The 15,569-nt window shown below is 63.5% G+C and carries 12 protein-coding genes; 2 read left to right on the top strand and 10 right to left on the bottom strand.

Features of this window, described 5'->3' with window-relative positions:
- The first annotated feature begins 299 nt into the window (after window positions 1–299).
- Together J2Y41_RS01640 and J2Y41_RS01635 are read left to right on the top strand one after the other, a co-directional pair.
- The gene (locus J2Y41_RS01640) at window positions 300–1,751 is read left to right on the top strand and encodes an amino acid permease (protein ID WP_309925984.1); all 1,452 of its coding nucleotides are present in this window, start codon (window positions 300–302) and stop codon (window positions 1,749–1,751) included.
- 17 nt (window positions 1,752–1,768) lie between these two features.
- Window positions 1,769–4,570, top strand: coding sequence for an aminotransferase class I/II-fold pyridoxal phosphate-dependent enzyme (locus J2Y41_RS01635; RefSeq protein ID WP_309925602.1), 2,802 nt, complete (start codon window positions 1,769–1,771; stop codon window positions 4,568–4,570).
- A gap of 72 nt (window positions 4,571–4,642) precedes the next feature.
- Here the strand turns inward: J2Y41_RS01635 and J2Y41_RS01630 are convergent, their stop codons facing one another.
- The 10 genes from J2Y41_RS01630 to J2Y41_RS01585 all read right to left on the bottom strand — a co-directional run bounded on the left by J2Y41_RS01630 (window position 4,643) and on the right by J2Y41_RS01585 (window position 15,460).
- Window positions 4,643–5,674, bottom strand: a complete 1,032-nt coding sequence (locus tag J2Y41_RS01630; RefSeq protein WP_309925600.1) for an LLM class flavin-dependent oxidoreductase — start codon at window positions 5,672–5,674, stop codon at window positions 4,643–4,645.
- A gap of 47 nt (window positions 5,675–5,721) precedes the next feature.
- Complete coding sequence (locus J2Y41_RS01625; protein ID WP_309925598.1) at window positions 5,722–6,279, bottom strand: dihydrofolate reductase family protein; 558 nt, start codon at window positions 6,277–6,279, stop codon at window positions 5,722–5,724.
- A gap of 102 nt (window positions 6,280–6,381) precedes the next feature.
- Window positions 6,382–7,326 (bottom strand): ABC transporter permease, encoded by a 945-nt coding sequence (locus tag J2Y41_RS01620; RefSeq protein ID WP_224088454.1) that lies wholly within the window; start codon window positions 7,324–7,326, stop codon window positions 6,382–6,384.
- On the bottom strand, window positions 7,316–8,047 hold the full coding sequence (locus J2Y41_RS01615) for an ABC transporter ATP-binding protein (RefSeq protein WP_224165081.1): 732 nt from the start codon (window positions 8,045–8,047) through the stop codon (window positions 7,316–7,318). The genes J2Y41_RS01620 and J2Y41_RS01615 overlap by 11 nt, the downstream gene beginning before the upstream one ends.
- A gap of 100 nt (window positions 8,048–8,147) precedes the next feature.
- Window positions 8,148–9,296, bottom strand: coding sequence for an ABC transporter substrate-binding protein (locus J2Y41_RS01610; RefSeq protein WP_309925596.1), 1,149 nt, complete (start codon window positions 9,294–9,296; stop codon window positions 8,148–8,150).
- 227 nt (window positions 9,297–9,523) lie between these two features.
- Window positions 9,524–10,477, bottom strand: a complete 954-nt coding sequence (gene mmuM / locus J2Y41_RS01605) for a homocysteine S-methyltransferase (protein WP_309925593.1) — start codon at window positions 10,475–10,477, stop codon at window positions 9,524–9,526.
- 113 nt (window positions 10,478–10,590) lie between these two features.
- Complete coding sequence (locus tag J2Y41_RS01600) at window positions 10,591–12,003, bottom strand: GTP-binding protein (protein ID WP_309925591.1); 1,413 nt, start codon at window positions 12,001–12,003, stop codon at window positions 10,591–10,593.
- The gene (cysD, locus tag J2Y41_RS01595; protein WP_309925589.1) at window positions 12,004–13,011 is read right to left on the bottom strand and encodes a sulfate adenylyltransferase subunit CysD; all 1,008 of its coding nucleotides are present in this window, start codon (window positions 13,009–13,011) and stop codon (window positions 12,004–12,006) included.
- Window positions 13,008–13,721 (bottom strand): phosphoadenylyl-sulfate reductase, encoded by a 714-nt coding sequence (locus tag J2Y41_RS01590; RefSeq protein ID WP_224088465.1) that lies wholly within the window; start codon window positions 13,719–13,721, stop codon window positions 13,008–13,010. The genes cysD and J2Y41_RS01590 overlap by 4 nt, the downstream gene beginning before the upstream one ends.
- Window positions 13,718–15,460 (bottom strand): nitrite/sulfite reductase, encoded by a 1,743-nt coding sequence (locus tag J2Y41_RS01585; protein ID WP_224088467.1) that lies wholly within the window; start codon window positions 15,458–15,460, stop codon window positions 13,718–13,720. The genes J2Y41_RS01590 and J2Y41_RS01585 overlap by 4 nt, the downstream gene beginning before the upstream one ends.
- Window positions 15,461–15,569: the final 109 nt, after the last annotated feature.

Below are 15,569 nucleotides of genomic sequence, written 5' to 3'. Positions count from 1 at the left end.
GCGCACAGCCAGAAACATTACCGGGCCTTCAGGACACCAGTGTTGTCCAGCTGGCACAAGAGCCGGGGCCCGAATTTGGTTCGCCAGCCAATTTGCGCGATTCCCCTGAGATCTAGAGTTATTTACTGTCCCCAACGCCACAAACACTGTGTGTTCTGCCTGTGCACTCAGCAGGTTTGTGCCGTTCGGAACTGTTGAGCTGCCGACGGCGGCGCCGGAGTCAAAGGAGACCCCCAGTGATACCCACGTCAGTTTCAGCGCATTCTGCTGCGCCCGACCGGTCCGACGAGGCCGGCACCCTGCTTGTTGCCCAGGAGCCAGGCCAGGACTTCTCAACGGAAGAATCGGGCTACCGGAAGACCCTCAAACCCCGCCAGATCCAAATGATTGCCATAGGCGGCGCGATCGGCACGGGGCTTTTCATGGGAGCCGGAGGCCGCCTCAATGGTTCAGGCCCGGCCTTGATCCTGGTGTATGCAGTGTGTGGATTTTTTGCTTTCCTCATCCTGCGCGCCTTGGGTGAGCTTGTTCTCTACCGCCCGGCCTCAGGCTCGTTCGTGTCCTATGCCCGTGAGTTTTATGGCGAGAAAATGGCCTACACGGCTGGTTGGTTGTACTTCCTGAACTGGGCCATGACCTCCATTGTGGATGTGACCGCGGTGGCCCTGTACGTGAAGTTTTGGGGCCAGTTCTGGCAGCCGATCAATGACGTCCCGCAGTGGCTCATCGCCCTGATCGCACTGGTTGTAGTGCTGGCCTTGAACCTCGTGTCGGTAAAGATCTTCGGTGAGATGGAGTTCTGGTTCGCCCTCATCAAGGTCGGTGCGCTGGTAGCCTTCCTCGTCGTCGGAGTCTGCTTCATTGTCCTTGGTGGCAGGACGGACGTGGGCGTTCCCGGCCTGAACGTCATTGCGGACAACGGGGGCCTCTTTCCCATGGGCGCGGTGGCGCCACTCCTGGCAATCAGCGGCGTCGTCTTCGCGTACGCAGCTGTTGAGTTGGTGGGAACGGCCGCCGGCGAAACCGCCAACCCGCACAAGGTCATGCCCAAAGCCGTCAACACAGTGGTTCTCCGTATCGGCATTTTCTACGTCGGCTCCGTCCTGTTGCTCTCCCTTCTGCTGCCTTTCACCTCCTACAAGTCCGGTGAGTCGCCGTTCGTGACCTTCTTCTCGCACCTTGGCGATCCCCAGGCCGGCGCGGTCTCGGCCTCCGTGATGAACTTCGTGGTTCTGACCGCCGCTCTCTCTAGCCTCAACGCTGGCCTGTACTCCACCGGCCGGATCCTGCGTTCCATGGCAATCAGGGGCTCAGCGCCGCGCTTCACCGCCCGCATCAGCGCTTCCGGCGTCCCTTACGGCGGCATCCTGCTGACTGCTGTCATCACCTTGATGGGCGTGGGCCTGAATGCGATCGTTCCGTCGCAGGTCTTTGAAATCGTGCTCGAGGTCTCTGCGCTGGGCATCATCGGCGGTTGGGCCACCATCATGCTCTGCCACATCAAGCTGCAGGCCTGGGTGCGGAGCGGCAAAGTGACCAGGCCTGCGTTCCGGCTGTTCGGCGCCCCCTTTACCTCCTATCTCACCCTCGGATTCCTGGCCTTTGTCCTGATCACCATGGGCTTCTCGGAAACAGGCCGGTGGGTGCTCGGTTCCCTGCTGGTGCTGGCGCCGCTGCTGGTGGGTGGCTGGTACGCCCACAGGGGCCGAATCCGTAATGAACAGTCCGCTTTGAACCCGCCCTCAGTTTGAAAGAGAACACACTTCACATGAGCACCCTCTCCCCCCTTCCAAAAATTGGCACGCCCAGCCGCGCCTGGCGGTCGCGCGCCGATGCTTGGGAGTTCCTGGGATATGCCATCAAGCAGCTTGCCTTGGACCCTTACGCAGGATCCTCCGACTCAGGTTTGCACTCCCAGATCAGCCGGACTTTCGCTCTCCTGGATGCCGTGGAGCCCTACTGGGCAGAACCGGGCGTTGCCGCTGTGGCCCAGTTACGCCAACTGGTGAACGACGGCGACCCCCACGCCGCGCTCGAGCTTCTGGGCGGTTTGGCGCACCTTCCGCTGGCTTCCGGAGCGGAGCAAGGTTCATCGTCCGGGCTTGTCCAGGAGTCGCTGGAGGACGAGATTGCGCCAGCCGAACAGGCTGAACGACCCCGCTTTGAGGTCCTGCTGGTGGACAACATCACGCCCCAGGAAGCGGAGGCACTGAAGGGCAGCATGGCAGCCCAGCGACGCCCTTCCGATGCCTTCACGTACGAAATCAATGTGGTTCCCAGCTACGAAGACGCGTTGGTCGCCGTCCTGCTTAACCCCGACATCCAGGCAGTGATCCTGCGGCCGGGCTTCTCCGTTCGCAGCTCCCGGCAGCTTGGCAGCGACCTCCGCCGGTTCCTGGCCGGACACACTCCCGAAGGCCTGCAGGCCTTGCGACCCGTCAAGCGGATCCTTGGCCTGGCCGAGGAAATATCCGGTCTCAGGCCTGAGCTGGACGTCTACCTCGTTGCAGGCGTTTCCATCGAGTCCCTGGCCGGATCGCTGACCAGGAAGTTCCGAAGGATTTTCCGCAGGCAGGATCACTTGGACCTGCACTTGTCCCTGTTGTCGGGGGTTGCGGAACGATACGAGGCTCCCTTCTTCACAGCTCTCCAGGATTACAGCCGACGCCCTGCAAGCGTCTTCCACGCGCTGCCCATTTCGCGTGGAGGATCCGTAGGGAACTCCCCTTGGATCCGGGACATGGCCGATTTCTACGGGACAAACCTCCTTTTGGCAGAGACTTCGGCAACGTCCGGCGGCCTCGATTCGCTCCTGGACCCGCATGGATCCATCAAGCAGGCGCAGGACCTCGCAGCCCGGGCCTTCGGAGCGCAGAGAACCTACTTCGTTACCAACGGCACGTCCACGGCCAACAAGATCGTTCATCAGTCCCTGCTGGCTCCTGGTGACGTTGTGCTGGTTGACCGAAACTGCCACAAGTCCCACCACTACGCCTTCGTGCTCGCCGGTGCCCGGGTTTCATATCTGGATGCCTACCCCTTGGACAAGTACGCCTTCTATGGTGCTGTGCCCTTGGCCAGTTTGAAGCGGAGGCTGCTTGAGTACCGGCGGGCCGGACGGTTGCACGAAGTCAAAATGGTCACGCTCACCAACTGCACGTTTGACGGAATCGTTTACGACGTCGAGCGTGTCATGGAGGAATGCCTGGCCATCAAACCCGACCTGGTTTTCCTCTGGGACGAGGCATGGTTTGCTTTCGCGCGCTCCCACCCCATCTACCGGCGTCGAACGGCAATGGCTTCAGCAGCCGCGCTGGAAGCCTCCTTCAGCAACCCTGCCTACGCGGCCCGGTACGCCGGCCAGGCAGCGGCCCTGCATGACCCTGTCACTGGTGAACCCGTTGATGATGAGGCCTGGCTGAACACGCGGCTGATTCCCAACCCTGCGAAGGCACGCATCAGGGTCTACGCCACCCAGTCCACGCATAAGACCCTGACGTCCTTGCGCCAGGGTTCGATGATCCACGTGTACGACCAGGACTTCATGGCCTCCAACCAGGAGTCCTTCCGCGAGGCGTACATGACCCACACCTCCACCTCGCCCAACTACCAAATCCTGGCGTCCCTGGACATTGGCCGTCGGCAGGTGGAGCTGGAAGGTTTTGGTTTGGTCCAGAAGCAATCCGACCTCGCCGTTTCCGTCGCGCAAGCCGTTGCACGGCATCCCCTGCTGAAGAAATACTTCCGGGTGTTGACCTCGCGGGACCTTATCGAGCCTCAATACCGGGAAACCAGCGCCGCCATGCCGCTGCGGGAGGGATTGGCGGAACTTGAGGACGCCTGGCAGCGCGATGAGTTCGTCATTGATCCCAGCCGCCTGACGCTGGACATCAGCAGGACAGGCATCGACGGCGACACGTTCCGCCACAGCTACCTCATGGACGATCACGGAATTCAGGTGAACAAGACGTCCCGGAACACTGTGCTGTTCATGACCAACATCGGCACTTCGCGGAGTTCCGTGGCGTACTTGATCGAGGTGCTGGTCAAACTCGCCGAGGGTTTCGAAAGCCCGCATCCCTCAGCGCGACCCCGAACAGTGCCTGTGCCTGTGTCTCCGCAGGCCGGAGGGTCCGGGGTGGTTGGACAGACGCCGCCGCTCCCGGACTTCAGCACGTTTGCCGCACGGTTCCGTGTGGACGATGCCTGCGAAGACGGGGATATCCGCGCAGCCTACTTCGAAAGCTACAAGCCCGAATCCACGACATACTTGTCCGCCGATGAGCTTGCCCTGGCAGTGCGTGCCGGGCAGGAAGTCATTTCCGCCGGCTTCGTCACGCCGTACCCGCCCGGCTTCCCCATCCTTGTCCCGGGCCAAGTCATTACCCGGCAGACGTTGGAGTTCATGGCTGCTTTGGACACCCGGGAGATCCACGGCTTCGATCACGAACGCGGTTACCGGGTTTTCGTGGACGGGCCTGCAGTTTCGGGGTCCGGGGTTTCGGATGCTGGTGTTTCGGACACTGCTGTGGAAGCGGCGGGCATCGGGCGGCTGCCCGCCGCTTCGTAGGCGGAACTCAGGCGTTTTGCCGGGACTCAGGCGTTTTGTCGGGACTCAGGCGTTTTGTCGGGACTCAGGCGTTTATCGGGCCCAGCCAAAAGCAGGTGCGATGTACTTCGCGACGTTCCCCAGGAGCTTCGCGTTGTACTCCACCCCAAGTTGGTTGGGCACCGTCAGCAGGACGGTATCGGCAGCCTGGACGGCTGCATCGGCTGCGAGTTCTTCTGCCAACTCGTCGGGCTCGCCGATGTAGCTCTTCCCGAAACGGGACAACGCGCCGTCGAGAATTCCAACCTGGTCCTGCCGGTCCGCTTGGGCGCGAAGGCCGAAGTAGCGGTTGTCCACCTCATCGACGATCGGGAGGATACTGCGGCTGACGGAAACGCGGGGCTCGAAGTCGTGCCCGGCAGCTGCCCAGGCTTCGCGGAACAGGTGGATCTGCTCGGCTTGCAATTGGTTGAACGGGACGCCGGTATCTTCGGTCAGGAGCGTGGAACTCATGAGGTTCATGCCTTGCTCGGCGGCCCAGACTGCCGTCTTGCGGGTTCCGGCACCCCACCAGATCCGCTGTGGAAGTCCTGGAGAGAGTGGCTGGATGGGCAGAAGTCCAGTGGCTCCGCCTGCGTAGTGGGGATCAGCCTGGGCTACCCCGTGCCCGGCTACGGCCTTGCGGAACAGCGCGGTGTGGCGCCGCGCCATGTCGCCCGCGTCCTCGCCCTCGTTCGGAACATAGCCAAAGTTGGCGGCTCCGTTCAGGGCAGGCTCGGGTGAACCCCGGCTTACTCCGAGCTGAAGCCGGCCATCGCTGATCAGGTCCGTGGCCGCAGCCTCCTCCGCCATGTACAGCGGGTTTTCATAGCGCATGTCGATCACGCCGGTGCCCATCTCGATGGTGCTGGTCCGTGCTGCGATCGCGGCGAGCAGCGGGAATGGGGACGCTTGCTGCCGGGCAAAGTGGTGCACACGGAAGAACGCTCCGTCGATTCCCAGTTCCTCTGCGGCCACCGCCAGTTCGATGCCCTGCTTGATTGCTTCGCCGGCCGATGGCACCAGTGAACCGGGGACGCGTGCCCAATGGCCGAAGGAAAGGAAGCCGATGCGTTTGTTGTGCATGTCCGGGACAACTCGTGAGGCGGCCCAGGAATTCCTGGCGAAGGAACTTATCCGGCTCGTCGGTAGTGCATGGCGACCGCGCCGTTGCTCAGCGGCTCGGCAGAGATCAGTTCGAGGCGTCGGGTGCTGGGCAGTCCGCCTTGGTACAGGGTTGGGCCGTGCCCGGTGATCATGGGGTGGATGAGGAATTTGTACTCATCGATCAGGTCCAGCCGGTCCAGCTCGGTGGCAAGTTTGCCGCTGCCCACAAGCACGCCGCGGGGAGTCCGGTCCTTGAGTTCCTGCACCGCCGTTCGCAGCTCGCCGACGAGGTGGTGGCTGTTGGTCCACGGGAAGTCGCTACGGGTCGCCGAGACCACGTATTTGGGCTTGGTCTCCAGTGTGAGGGCCCAATCGCGCAGGGCAGGCGGCGCATCGACGTCGCCACGGGCCACCAGCGGCCAGTAGGCCTCCATCATTTCGTACGTGGTGCGGCCCCAGAGCATCGCTCCGCTCTCCTCCAGCATCCGGGTGTAATGGGCATGCGTCTCGTCGTCGGCGATGCCCTCACGGTGGTCGACGCAACCATCCAAAGTGACGTTGATGCTGAACGTTAGAAGGCCCATTCGCCGATTCTAGCCAGCCAAAGCAACGCGGGGTCAGTTACGGCCCATGTTTAGCTTCAACATGGGCTGTATCTGACCCCGCGTTGCTTTAAGAACGGGACCCTAGCGGCTGCTGCCCGCCAGCAAACCACGACGCTGGAGGAGGCGCTTCTCGATCGGGCCGAAGACGAGGAGCTCGATCAGGATGCCCACAGCCAGGATCAACAGGATGGCGGACATGACCACGGCCATGTCGGACAGTGCACGTCCTTGGTCAAGCAGCGAGCCCAAACCGAAGCCGATAGTGCCACCGACAGCGATGATTTCCGCGGCCATCAACGAGCGCCAGGAGAAAGCCCAGCCCTGCTTCAATCCGCCGATGTACCCGGGCAGTGCTGCGGGAAGGACGATCTGCAGGGCCATCTGCAGCCGGTTCGCACCGAGCACAGTACCCACGCTCCGGTACTGCGGCGGGATCTGGTCCACACCGGAGATGAGGCCGTTGATGATCGACGGGATCGCACCCATGAGGACCACGAAGTAGACGGTGGCATCGGTGAGGCCGAACCAGATGATCGCGGCCGGCACCCAGGCCACTGACGGCAGGACCTGAAGCCCGGAAATCAGAGGCCCAAACGCGCGGCGAAGCGGAGCGACCTGAGCCAGCAACAGGCCCACAGGCGTAGCAACCACCACCGAAATCAGGAAGCCGATCAAGCCGCGCTGCAACGAAGTCCACACCGATTCCTGAACCCTGCCTTCACCCCAGAGCGTCACCAGCTGGTTGAGCACATCAAGGGGGCCGGGAACCTGGTCACGTCGCTTAAGGCCGAGGGAGACGTAGAACTGCCAGGCGAGGACGAGGACTACCAGGGCTGCGATCGGCAGCAGTACGCGCTTCCATTCGATGCCGGCCTTACGTCCGGTATCGGACTGGAGGTTGTCCAAGCCCGCTTCGAGGTCGCGCAGTTCGGAGGGGTTGCCCTTCAAGGACGGCGACGTAATGTGCTCGCTGGATTCGCTCACGGGCAGGGTCCGCTCTTGGGTAGTGGTGGGATTACTTGGCATGGCGGCGGATCTCCTCGCGTAGCCGGCGGGTAATGACTCCGGTCAGCTCCCCAGCACGACCAGCATCGGTTCGGTGTTCCTCCGTCACATCCCATTCGGCCACAACACGGCCAGGACGCGAGGACAAAAGCAGCACGCGCTGGCCCAAGCGGACAGCCTCACGAACGTTGTGCGTCACGAACACGATAGTGCGGCCGGTTTCCTTCCAGATCCGCTCGAGTTCGTCGTGAAGGAGGTCGCGGGTAATGGCATCAAGGGCCGCGAAGGGCTCGTCCATCAACAACAGTTGCCGGTCCTGCGCCAAGGAACGTGCAAGGGCGACGCGTTGCCGCATGCCACCGGACAGTTCATGTGGACGCTTGTCGCCGGCGCCACCAAGGTGGACAAGCTCCAGCAGTTCGGTTGCCCGTTCCCGGCGGCTGGCCTTGGTGCTGGACTTGTCAGCCAGCTGAAGTGCCAGCTCGATGTTGCCTCGCGCCGTCAACCACGGGAACAGTGCCGAGTCCTGGAACATGAACGCCGCGCCGTCGCTGGGCACTTCAAGGGCGCCCGACGTCGGATGCTCAAGTCCCGCCATGATGTTCAGTAGCGTGGACTTGCCGCAGCCGGACGCACCGAGGAGGGCAACGAACTCGCCCTGCGCGATCGTGGCGTTGACGTCGTCCAGCACCGGGGCGCCGTCGCCGAAGCGCTTGCCCAGGTTCTCGAGTACGACTGGCATGGTCCCGTCCTTCGTGTTGATTGGTGGAGCTGATATGGCTGAAGGCCGGCCCGCTCCCCCACCCGTATTCCGGAGGGGAAGCGGACCAGCCGGTTGGTGCTTAGTCCTGGCCGAGCCCTGCAGCGGACGTTTTCTTGCCCTGTACTTCGTTCAATGCCCGGAGGTCGAAGATGCCGTTGATGTCGGCGGCTTTGGTAGTGCCGGCGTCCACACCGTCCTGGAGGAGCTTCTTGTACGTTCCCGCGAGCGGGTCAGTGGTGAAGGTGATGTTCTTCAGTGCGCGGTCGATCACGTTTGCCGGGAGCGGCTTGCCGGCCGTGTCCTTGAGGACAGCGTTGATGGTGCTGGCCTTCTCTTCTGGCGTTGCGGAGTTCAGCCAGTTGACGGATTCAACATGGCCCTTGAGCAGTGCCTTCACGGTTTCCGGGTGCTCCGCGGCGAATTTCTTGTTCACGATCAGGATGGTGGTGGTGAATTCGCCCTTGTCCCACAGGTCCTTCTCGTCTACGAGGACTTTCGCGCCTGCTTCCAGGACCAAACGGGAGGCCCACGGCTCAGGCAACCACGCGCCGTCGAGCTTTCCGTCCTGGAAGAGCTTCAGCGTCTGGGCGTTTTCGGTCGGGTTGATGTTGACGTCGCCGCTGCCGTCCGGGTTGGTCTTGTAACCCTGGTGGCCCAACCAAGCGCGGAGGGCTACGTCCTGCGTCCCGCCAAGCTGCGGAGAGGCGAGGACTTTGCCCTTGAGGTCAGCCGCGGAGTTGATTTCGGGCTTGACCACCAGTTGGGCTCCGCCTGCTGCTGCGCCGGCGATGATGCTGACGGACTCGCCGTTGCTCTTGACGAACGAGTTGATGGCCGGGTTGGGGCCGATGTAGGTGGCGTCGATGGCGCCGGCGTTCAAGGCTTCGATCGCGGCAGGACCGGCGTTGAAGATCTGGGTGCTGAGCTTGGTATCGCCGAGGTCCTTGGCGATGATGCCTTTGCTGATGCCAACCAGGGCCGGGCCGTGGGTGACGTTGCTGAAGTAGCCGAGCTTGAGCTCGGCAGCCGGGGACGTCGTAGGAGCCGGGGCGGCCTGGTTGTTCTGGGAGACGACGGAGGCCACTGCGGCGCCTGCACCGATCAGCAGGGCCAAGCCGACGGCCAGGCCGATCTCAAGGCCGCGGCGGCGCTTGGGCTTGTTGGTCTCACCAGCGACGATGCGGGTGGTGCCGGAATCGGGCTTCTGTGACTCGGGGGTGTTTGCCATGGGGAGGTCCTAAGGAGATGTGGGATGCGAAAAGGGGCGAAGATCAGGCCCCTTGACATCGCCCGTTCGGGGCAAGGAAGGACCATTCCGGAAAGGTCATAAGTTCACAGTAGGGACTGTCATATTTCCGCTTCAATCCCATGGAAACCAACGTTCACGCAGGGTCACGTGACGTCATATTCGCCGCCAGGCCTTCAATGTTGCGTGGGGTTGTGCGGCACTTGGGTTCACCCAAGGTCACTTGACGTCATGTTTGCTGCCAGCTCTGAGATGTCCTGCGGTGTCGTGCGGCAGCAGCCACCGATCAGCCGGGCTCCCCGCTCGCGCCAGTCAGCGGCGTTTCCGGCGAGGGTAGTCGTGCCGTGGCCACCTGCGGAAGGGCCCCACGTCTTGGTGACGGCGTCGTACGTCTCCCCCGAGTTCGGGTATGCGACCAACGGTTTGTCCGATACTTCGTTCAGCGTCCCCAGCGCCGAGGTCACCAGTTCCAGCGGCACACAGTTAACCCCGACGGCGGCTACCCGCGGTTCCGTGCGGAGCAGCGCAGCCACGTCCGCCAGCGGCGTTCCATCACTGATGTGTTCCGCATCCCGCAGCGTGAACGTAAACCAGGATTCGACGTCGAACTCCGCCACGAGCGCCAACAGCGCCTCCGCTTCGGCGAACGACGGCAGGGTCTCGCACGCCAGGAAGTCTGCCCCGGCATCCACAAGGGCGGCGATGCGTGGGCGGTGGAAATCCATGAACTCCGCACCGCTCAGCGTGTAGTCGCCCCGGTATTCCGAACCGTCAGCCAGGTAGGCGCCGTAGGGACCTACGGATCCGGCCACCAGAAGAGGGCCGCTGGAAGGGTTTGCCGCAGCGTGCTCGCGGCGTGCCTCGTCGGCCAGCCGGACGCTCCGGGCCACCAACTCCAGCGATTCCTCCACGGAAAGCCCCCGACGCGCAAACCCCTGGGGAGTTGCCTGGTAGCTCGCTGTGATCGCCACGGAGGCACCGGCGTCGAAATAGTCCCGGTGGACCTGCTTGATCAGGTGTGGCTGTTCCAGCAGGACCTTGGCCGACCATAGGGCATCCTCAAGATCACAGCCGTGGGCCTCCAATTCGGTGGCAAGGGCCCCATCCAGGACGAGGTCCTGGCCGGCGTCCAACAGGGTGCTGAGTGCTGTGTTCTGTGGCATGTAGTGATCTTCCTGCTTAATCGCTCAATGAAAAAACCGCAGCTTGTTCGAAATCCCCCGCCGTACAAGGCCGGGATTTTCGAACAAGCTGCGGTCTATCTGACTCTTCGACCTTAGATGACGTAGCGCTCGTCTTCGTGATCGCCAGGGTGGTCCTTGACCAGGCCGGCGGCAAGGGTGTTGCCGTCGATGGGGTCGATCACCAGGAACGCGCCCGTACGGCGGTGGTGCAGGTAGTTCTCCAGCGGCAACGAAGCGGCCAGGCGAAGCTGGGCGTGTCCGATGTCGTTGAGCTCAAGGCTTGAGGCAGGCTCCACGTTGAACGTGGCCAGGTCCAGCTTGCCGGTGACGTTGCGAACCAGGGCCTGGACCGTGCGCGTACCGTGCTTCACCAGGACCTTCTGGCCTTCACGCAGGGGCTTGGGCGAGAGCCAGCACAGCGAGGCGTACAGGTCAGCCGTGCTTTCGCGAACCGTGCCTGCGGCAGCGATGGTGTCGCCACGGGCGATGTCGATCTCGTCAGCCAAACGAACGGCAACGGACTGCGGAGCAGCCGCTTCCTGAAGTTCCTTGCCGGCGAAGTCGATGCCGGTAATCCGGGTGATACGCGGCTCGTGGCCCGGGCTCAGAACGGTGACTTCGTCGCCAACCTTGACGGAGCCCTCAGTGATCTGGCCTGCGTAGGCACGGTAATCGCGGTATGCCTCCACATCGAGCCCAGCCGCCACGGCGTCCGGTGCCAGGGCACCCTGCGGACGGATGACCAGCTGCACCGGGAAGCGGAAGCTCTCCAGTTCGGCTTCCAGCTCGTCAGCGGCCGGCAGGGTTTCCAAGACCTCAAGCAGTGCCGGACCGGTGTACCAAGGGGTGCGGTCCGAGCGGTCCACGACGTTGTCGCCGTCGAGCGCCGAAACCGGCACCACCAGCAGGTCAGCCACGCCGTCGGAACCAAGTCCCAGCTCGCGGGCAACCTTCTGCACGTCAGTTTCGATGTCGCGGAACACCTGCTCGCTGAAGTCAACGAGGTCGATCTTGTTCACTGCCACAATGACGTGGGCAACGCGGAGCAACTGCAGCACGGACAGGTGCCGGCGGGTCTGCTCAAGGACACCCTTGCGTGCGTCGATCAGCACGACGACGGCATCCGCAGTGGACGCGCCGGTCACCGTGTTCTTGGTGTACTGAACGTGGCCGGGGCAGTCCGCCAGGATGAAGCTGCGGCGGTCGGTGGCGAAGTAACGGTATGCGACGTCGATCGTGATGCCCTGCTCGCGCTCGGCACGGAGGCCGTCGGTCAGTAGGGCGAGGTCGATCCCGCCCTTGTCCCCACCGAAGCCGCGGTCCGCAGAGGTGCGGGCAACGGCGTCGAGCGTGTCAGCAAGAATCGCCTTCGAATCGTGAAGGAGGCGGCCCACCAAAGTGGACTTGCCGTCGTCCACCGATCCAGCCGTTGCGAAGCGGAAGAGAGTAGACGGGAGCGGCGCGGACTCAAGCCCGCCATCCAGGAATACGGTATCGGTGCTCATTTAGAAGTAGCCGTCCTTCTTGCGGTCTTCCATGGCTGCCTCGGAGATGCGGTCATCTGCTCGGGTGGCGCCACGTTCGGTCAGGGTGGAGGCAGCGACTTCAACTACGACGTCGGCCACGGTGCGTGCGTCGGATTCCACGGCACCGGTGCAGGACATGTCGCCCACCGTGCGGTAGCGAACCAGCTTGGTGATGACTTCCTCGTGCGGCAACGGCTCGGAAACCTCGCCTACCGCACGCCACATGCCGTCGCGGGCGAAGACCTCGCGCTCGTGGGCGTAGTACAGGCTGGGGAGCTCGATGTTCTCGCGCTCGATGTAGCGCCAGATGTCCAGCTCGGTCCAGTTGCTGATGGGAAACGCGCGGACGTGCTGGCCCACGGTGTGGCGGCCGTTGTACAGGTTCCACAGCTCGGGGCGCTGGTTGCGCGGGTCCCACTGGCCGAACTCGTCGCGGAGGCTCAGGATGCGCTCCTTGGCGCGGGCCTTGTCCTCATCGCGACGGCCGCCGCCGAACACGGCGTCGAACTTGTTGCGCTGGATGGCATCCAGCAGCGGAACGGTCTGCAACGGGTTGCGGGTGCCGTCGGCACGCTCGGCCAGTTCGCCGCGGTCAATGAACTCCTGAACCGAACCAACAACCAGCTTCAAACCAAGACGCTCAACGGTGCGGTCGCGGAAGTCGATGACCTCCGGGAAGTTGTGGCCGGTGTCCACGTGCAGGACCGGGAAAGGAACCTTGCCCGGCCAGAAAGCCTTGGTGGCCAGGTGCAGCATGACCACGGAATCCTTGCCGCCGGAGAACAGCAGCGCAGGCTTCTCGAACTCAGCAACGACTTCACGGATGATGTGAATGGCCTCGGACTCAAGGGTGTCCAGTGAGCTCAACCGCTCACCTGAAGGGCCGCCGTGCCCGCTTCGCGATGCCCGCCACGCCGCGGCGGCCCCTTCAGCTTCGCTCTGCAACTGGTTCAACTCGAGGTCCTCGCTGGTTGTTTGAGTGCTCATGTGTGTAGTCCGCATTCTGTCTTGTCGGATCCTGCCCAGCGGCCGGCGCGGGGATCTTCACCCGGGGCCACCTTGCGGGTGCAGGGCTGGCAGCCGATGGACGGGTAGCCCTGGCTCAGGAGGGGGTTGACGGGAAGGATGTTGTCCTCGGAGTACTCGACCAGCTGGTCGAAGGTCCAGTCGACCATCGGGTTCACCTTGACCAGGCCAAAGCCCTCGTCCCACGTGATCACCGGCGTGTTGGTGCGGGTGGGTCCTTCGTCGCGTCGCACACCGGTGAACCACACCTCGTAGCCGCCAAGCGAGCGGCGGAGCGGCTCTACCTTGCGCAGCGCGCAGCACTGGGCGGGGTCGCGGGCGAACAGGTCCTTGCCGAGCAAACGGTCCTGCTGTTCCACCGTGTTCTCCGGGAGGACGTCCACCACGTTGACGCGCAGGTTGGCGGCGACTTCGTCGCGGGTTTCGTACGTTTCCTTGAAGTGGTAGCCGGTCTCCAGGAACAAGACGTCGACGCCGGGAAGCTGGTCCGCGACCAAGGCCGGCAGTACGGCATCGGCCATGGAGCAAGCCACGGTTACCGCGGGCAGCTCGAAGTTCCGGGCCACCCAGGCGATGACATCGCGGGCGGGGGCATTCCAGCCGAGCTCTGCAGCTCCGGCCTCGGCCAGAGCCTTGAGTTCTTCATTGGAACGCTTCGTTGCAACTGTCACTGGAGGTCTCCTTCATCTGCGGAGAGTGCCCACTCCGCGAAGGTCTGGCCCTCGGCGCCAGTGGCGACGAACTTGCGGACCACACGCTCCACGTAGTCAGGCAGGTTTTCGACCGTGACCTTGAGGCCGCGGACGGTACGTCCCAAACCGGCTTCCTCACGCTCGTTGTTGGCCAGCCCGCCACCGAGGTGGACCTGGAAACCCGGGGTGGGGTCGCCGTCGGGCGTTGGCAGCATCATGCCCTTGAGGCCGATGTCCGCGGTCTGGATGCGGGCGCAGGAGTTGGGGCAGCCGTTGATGTGGAGGGACAGTGCCTGGGGCAGCTGCTTGGTCTCCACGAGGTCAGCCAGGCGGCGTTCCAGTTCGGCGATGGCCGTAGCCGCAGTGACCTTGGTTTCCACGATGGCCAGCTTGCAGAACTCAATGCCGGTGCAGGCGATGGTGCCGCGGCGGAACACGGACGGACGGGCGGAAAGGCCCAGGGTGTCCAGTTCAGCGATGAGCGGCTCCACCTGCTCCTTGGCAACGTCGAGGATGACGAGCTTCTGGTGAGGAGTAGTGCGCAGGCGGTAGCTGCCGTGCTGCTCCAGAGTGTCGGCGAGCTTGACCAGCGCCTCGCCGGACGTGCGGCCAACCGTGGGGGTCACGCCGATGAAGAACTTGCCGTCCTTCTGCTCGTGGACACCGATGTGGTCGCCGGGAGCCGTGGGCTTGGGAGCGGCGGGGCCGTCCGGAAGCTTGAAGCCAAGGTATTCGTCTTCCAGGATCTGGCGGAACTTGGCCGGACCCCAGTCGTTCATCAGGAACTTCAGGCGGGCCTTGGTGCGCATGCGACGGTAGCCGTAGTCGCGGAAGATGCTGGTGACGCCCAGCCATACTTCAGCGGCGACGTCGGCCGAGACGAACACACCGAGGCGTTCGGCAAGGCGCGGGTTGGTGGACAAACCGCCGCCAACCCAGAGGTCGTAACCTGCGCCGAGCTCGGGGTGGACGACACCCACCAGGGCGAAGTCGTTGATCTCGTGCACTACGTCCTGGGACGGGTGGCCCGTGATGGCGGTCTTGTACTTACGAGGCAGGTTGGCCAGCTCCGGGTCGCCGATGAAACGCTCGGCGAGCTCGTGGATGAGCGGCGTGGGGTCGATGATCTCGTCCTTGGCGATGCCGGCAACCGGGGAGCCGAGGATGACGCGGGGAACGTCGCCGCAGGCTTCGGTGGTGGACAGGCCGATGGATTCGAGGCGGCGCCAGATTTCGGGCACGTCCTCCACGCGGATCCAGTGGAGCTGGATGTTCTGGCGGTCCGTGAGGTCGGCCGAGCCGCGGGCGAAGTCCACGGAGATCTGGCCGATAACGCGCAGCTGCTCGGTGGTCAGCGCACCGCCGTCGATGCGCACGCGCAGCATGAAGTACTTGTCTTCGAGCTCGTGCGGCTCAAGGGTTGCGGTCTTGCCGCCGTCGATCCCGGGCTTGCGCTGGGTGTAGAGGCCCCACCAGCGGAAACGGCCGTGAAGGTCGGTGCCGTCGATCGAGTCGAAGCCCTCTTTGGAATAGACAGACTCAATCCGCTCACGGACGTTCAGCCCGTTGTCTTCCTGCTTCCAGGTTTCGTTGGCGTTGAGCGGCGCAGTGCCATCAACCTTCCACTGGCCGTGGGGTTTGGCGGCAGGGCGGGTGCGTGCTGGGCGCGAGGGGACTGCGGAGTCCGCGGGCGCACCGGCTACAGCTGTATCTGTCATACGTCGACTTTAGGTCTGGCCAGTTTTCGTCAGCAAAGGTCCGGAAACGCTAAGTCACCTAGGGAAACATTTCGTCACGAACACGTCAGCGGCCTTGTCCCAAGGGCCC

This window comes from Arthrobacter sp. 1088, assembly GCF_031455315.1.
Lineage (GTDB): Bacteria > Actinomycetota > Actinomycetes > Actinomycetales > Micrococcaceae > Arthrobacter.
The sequence above is the reverse complement of the archived record's forward strand: the minus strand, read 5'-3'. Positions and strand labels throughout refer to the sequence as shown.

What these genes read in the sequence shown, in the direction of transcription:
- J2Y41_RS01620 (WP_224088454.1), bottom strand. Translation starts at nt 7,326, where the DNA reads ATGCCAAGTAATCCCACCACTACCCAAGAGCGGACCCTGCCCGTGAGC.
- J2Y41_RS01610 (WP_309925596.1), bottom strand. Translation starts at nt 9,296, where the DNA reads ATGGCAAACACCCCCGAGTCACAGAAGCCCGATTCCGGCACCACCCGC.
- J2Y41_RS01600 (WP_309925591.1), bottom strand. Translation starts at nt 12,003, where the DNA reads ATGAGCACCGATACCGTATTCCTGGATGGCGGGCTTGAGTCCGCGCCG.
- J2Y41_RS01635 (WP_309925602.1), top strand. Translation starts at nt 1,769, where the DNA reads ATGAGCACCCTCTCCCCCCTTCCAAAAATTGGCACGCCCAGCCGCGCC.
- J2Y41_RS01585 (WP_224088467.1), bottom strand. Translation starts at nt 15,460, where the DNA reads ATGACAGATACAGCTGTAGCCGGTGCGCCCGCGGACTCCGCAGTCCCC.
- J2Y41_RS01625 (WP_309925598.1), bottom strand. Translation starts at nt 6,279, where the DNA reads ATGGGCCTTCTAACGTTCAGCATCAACGTCACTTTGGATGGTTGCGTC.
- J2Y41_RS01630 (WP_309925600.1), bottom strand. Translation starts at nt 5,674, where the DNA reads ATGCACAACAAACGCATCGGCTTCCTTTCCTTCGGCCATTGGGCACGC.
- mmuM (WP_309925593.1), bottom strand. Translation starts at nt 10,477, where the DNA reads ATGCCACAGAACACAGCACTCAGCACCCTGTTGGACGCCGGCCAGGAC.
- J2Y41_RS01615 (WP_224165081.1), bottom strand. Translation starts at nt 8,047, where the DNA reads ATGCCAGTCGTACTCGAGAACCTGGGCAAGCGCTTCGGCGACGGCGCC.
- cysD (WP_309925589.1), bottom strand. Translation starts at nt 13,011, where the DNA reads ATGAGCACTCAAACAACCAGCGAGGACCTCGAGTTGAACCAGTTGCAG.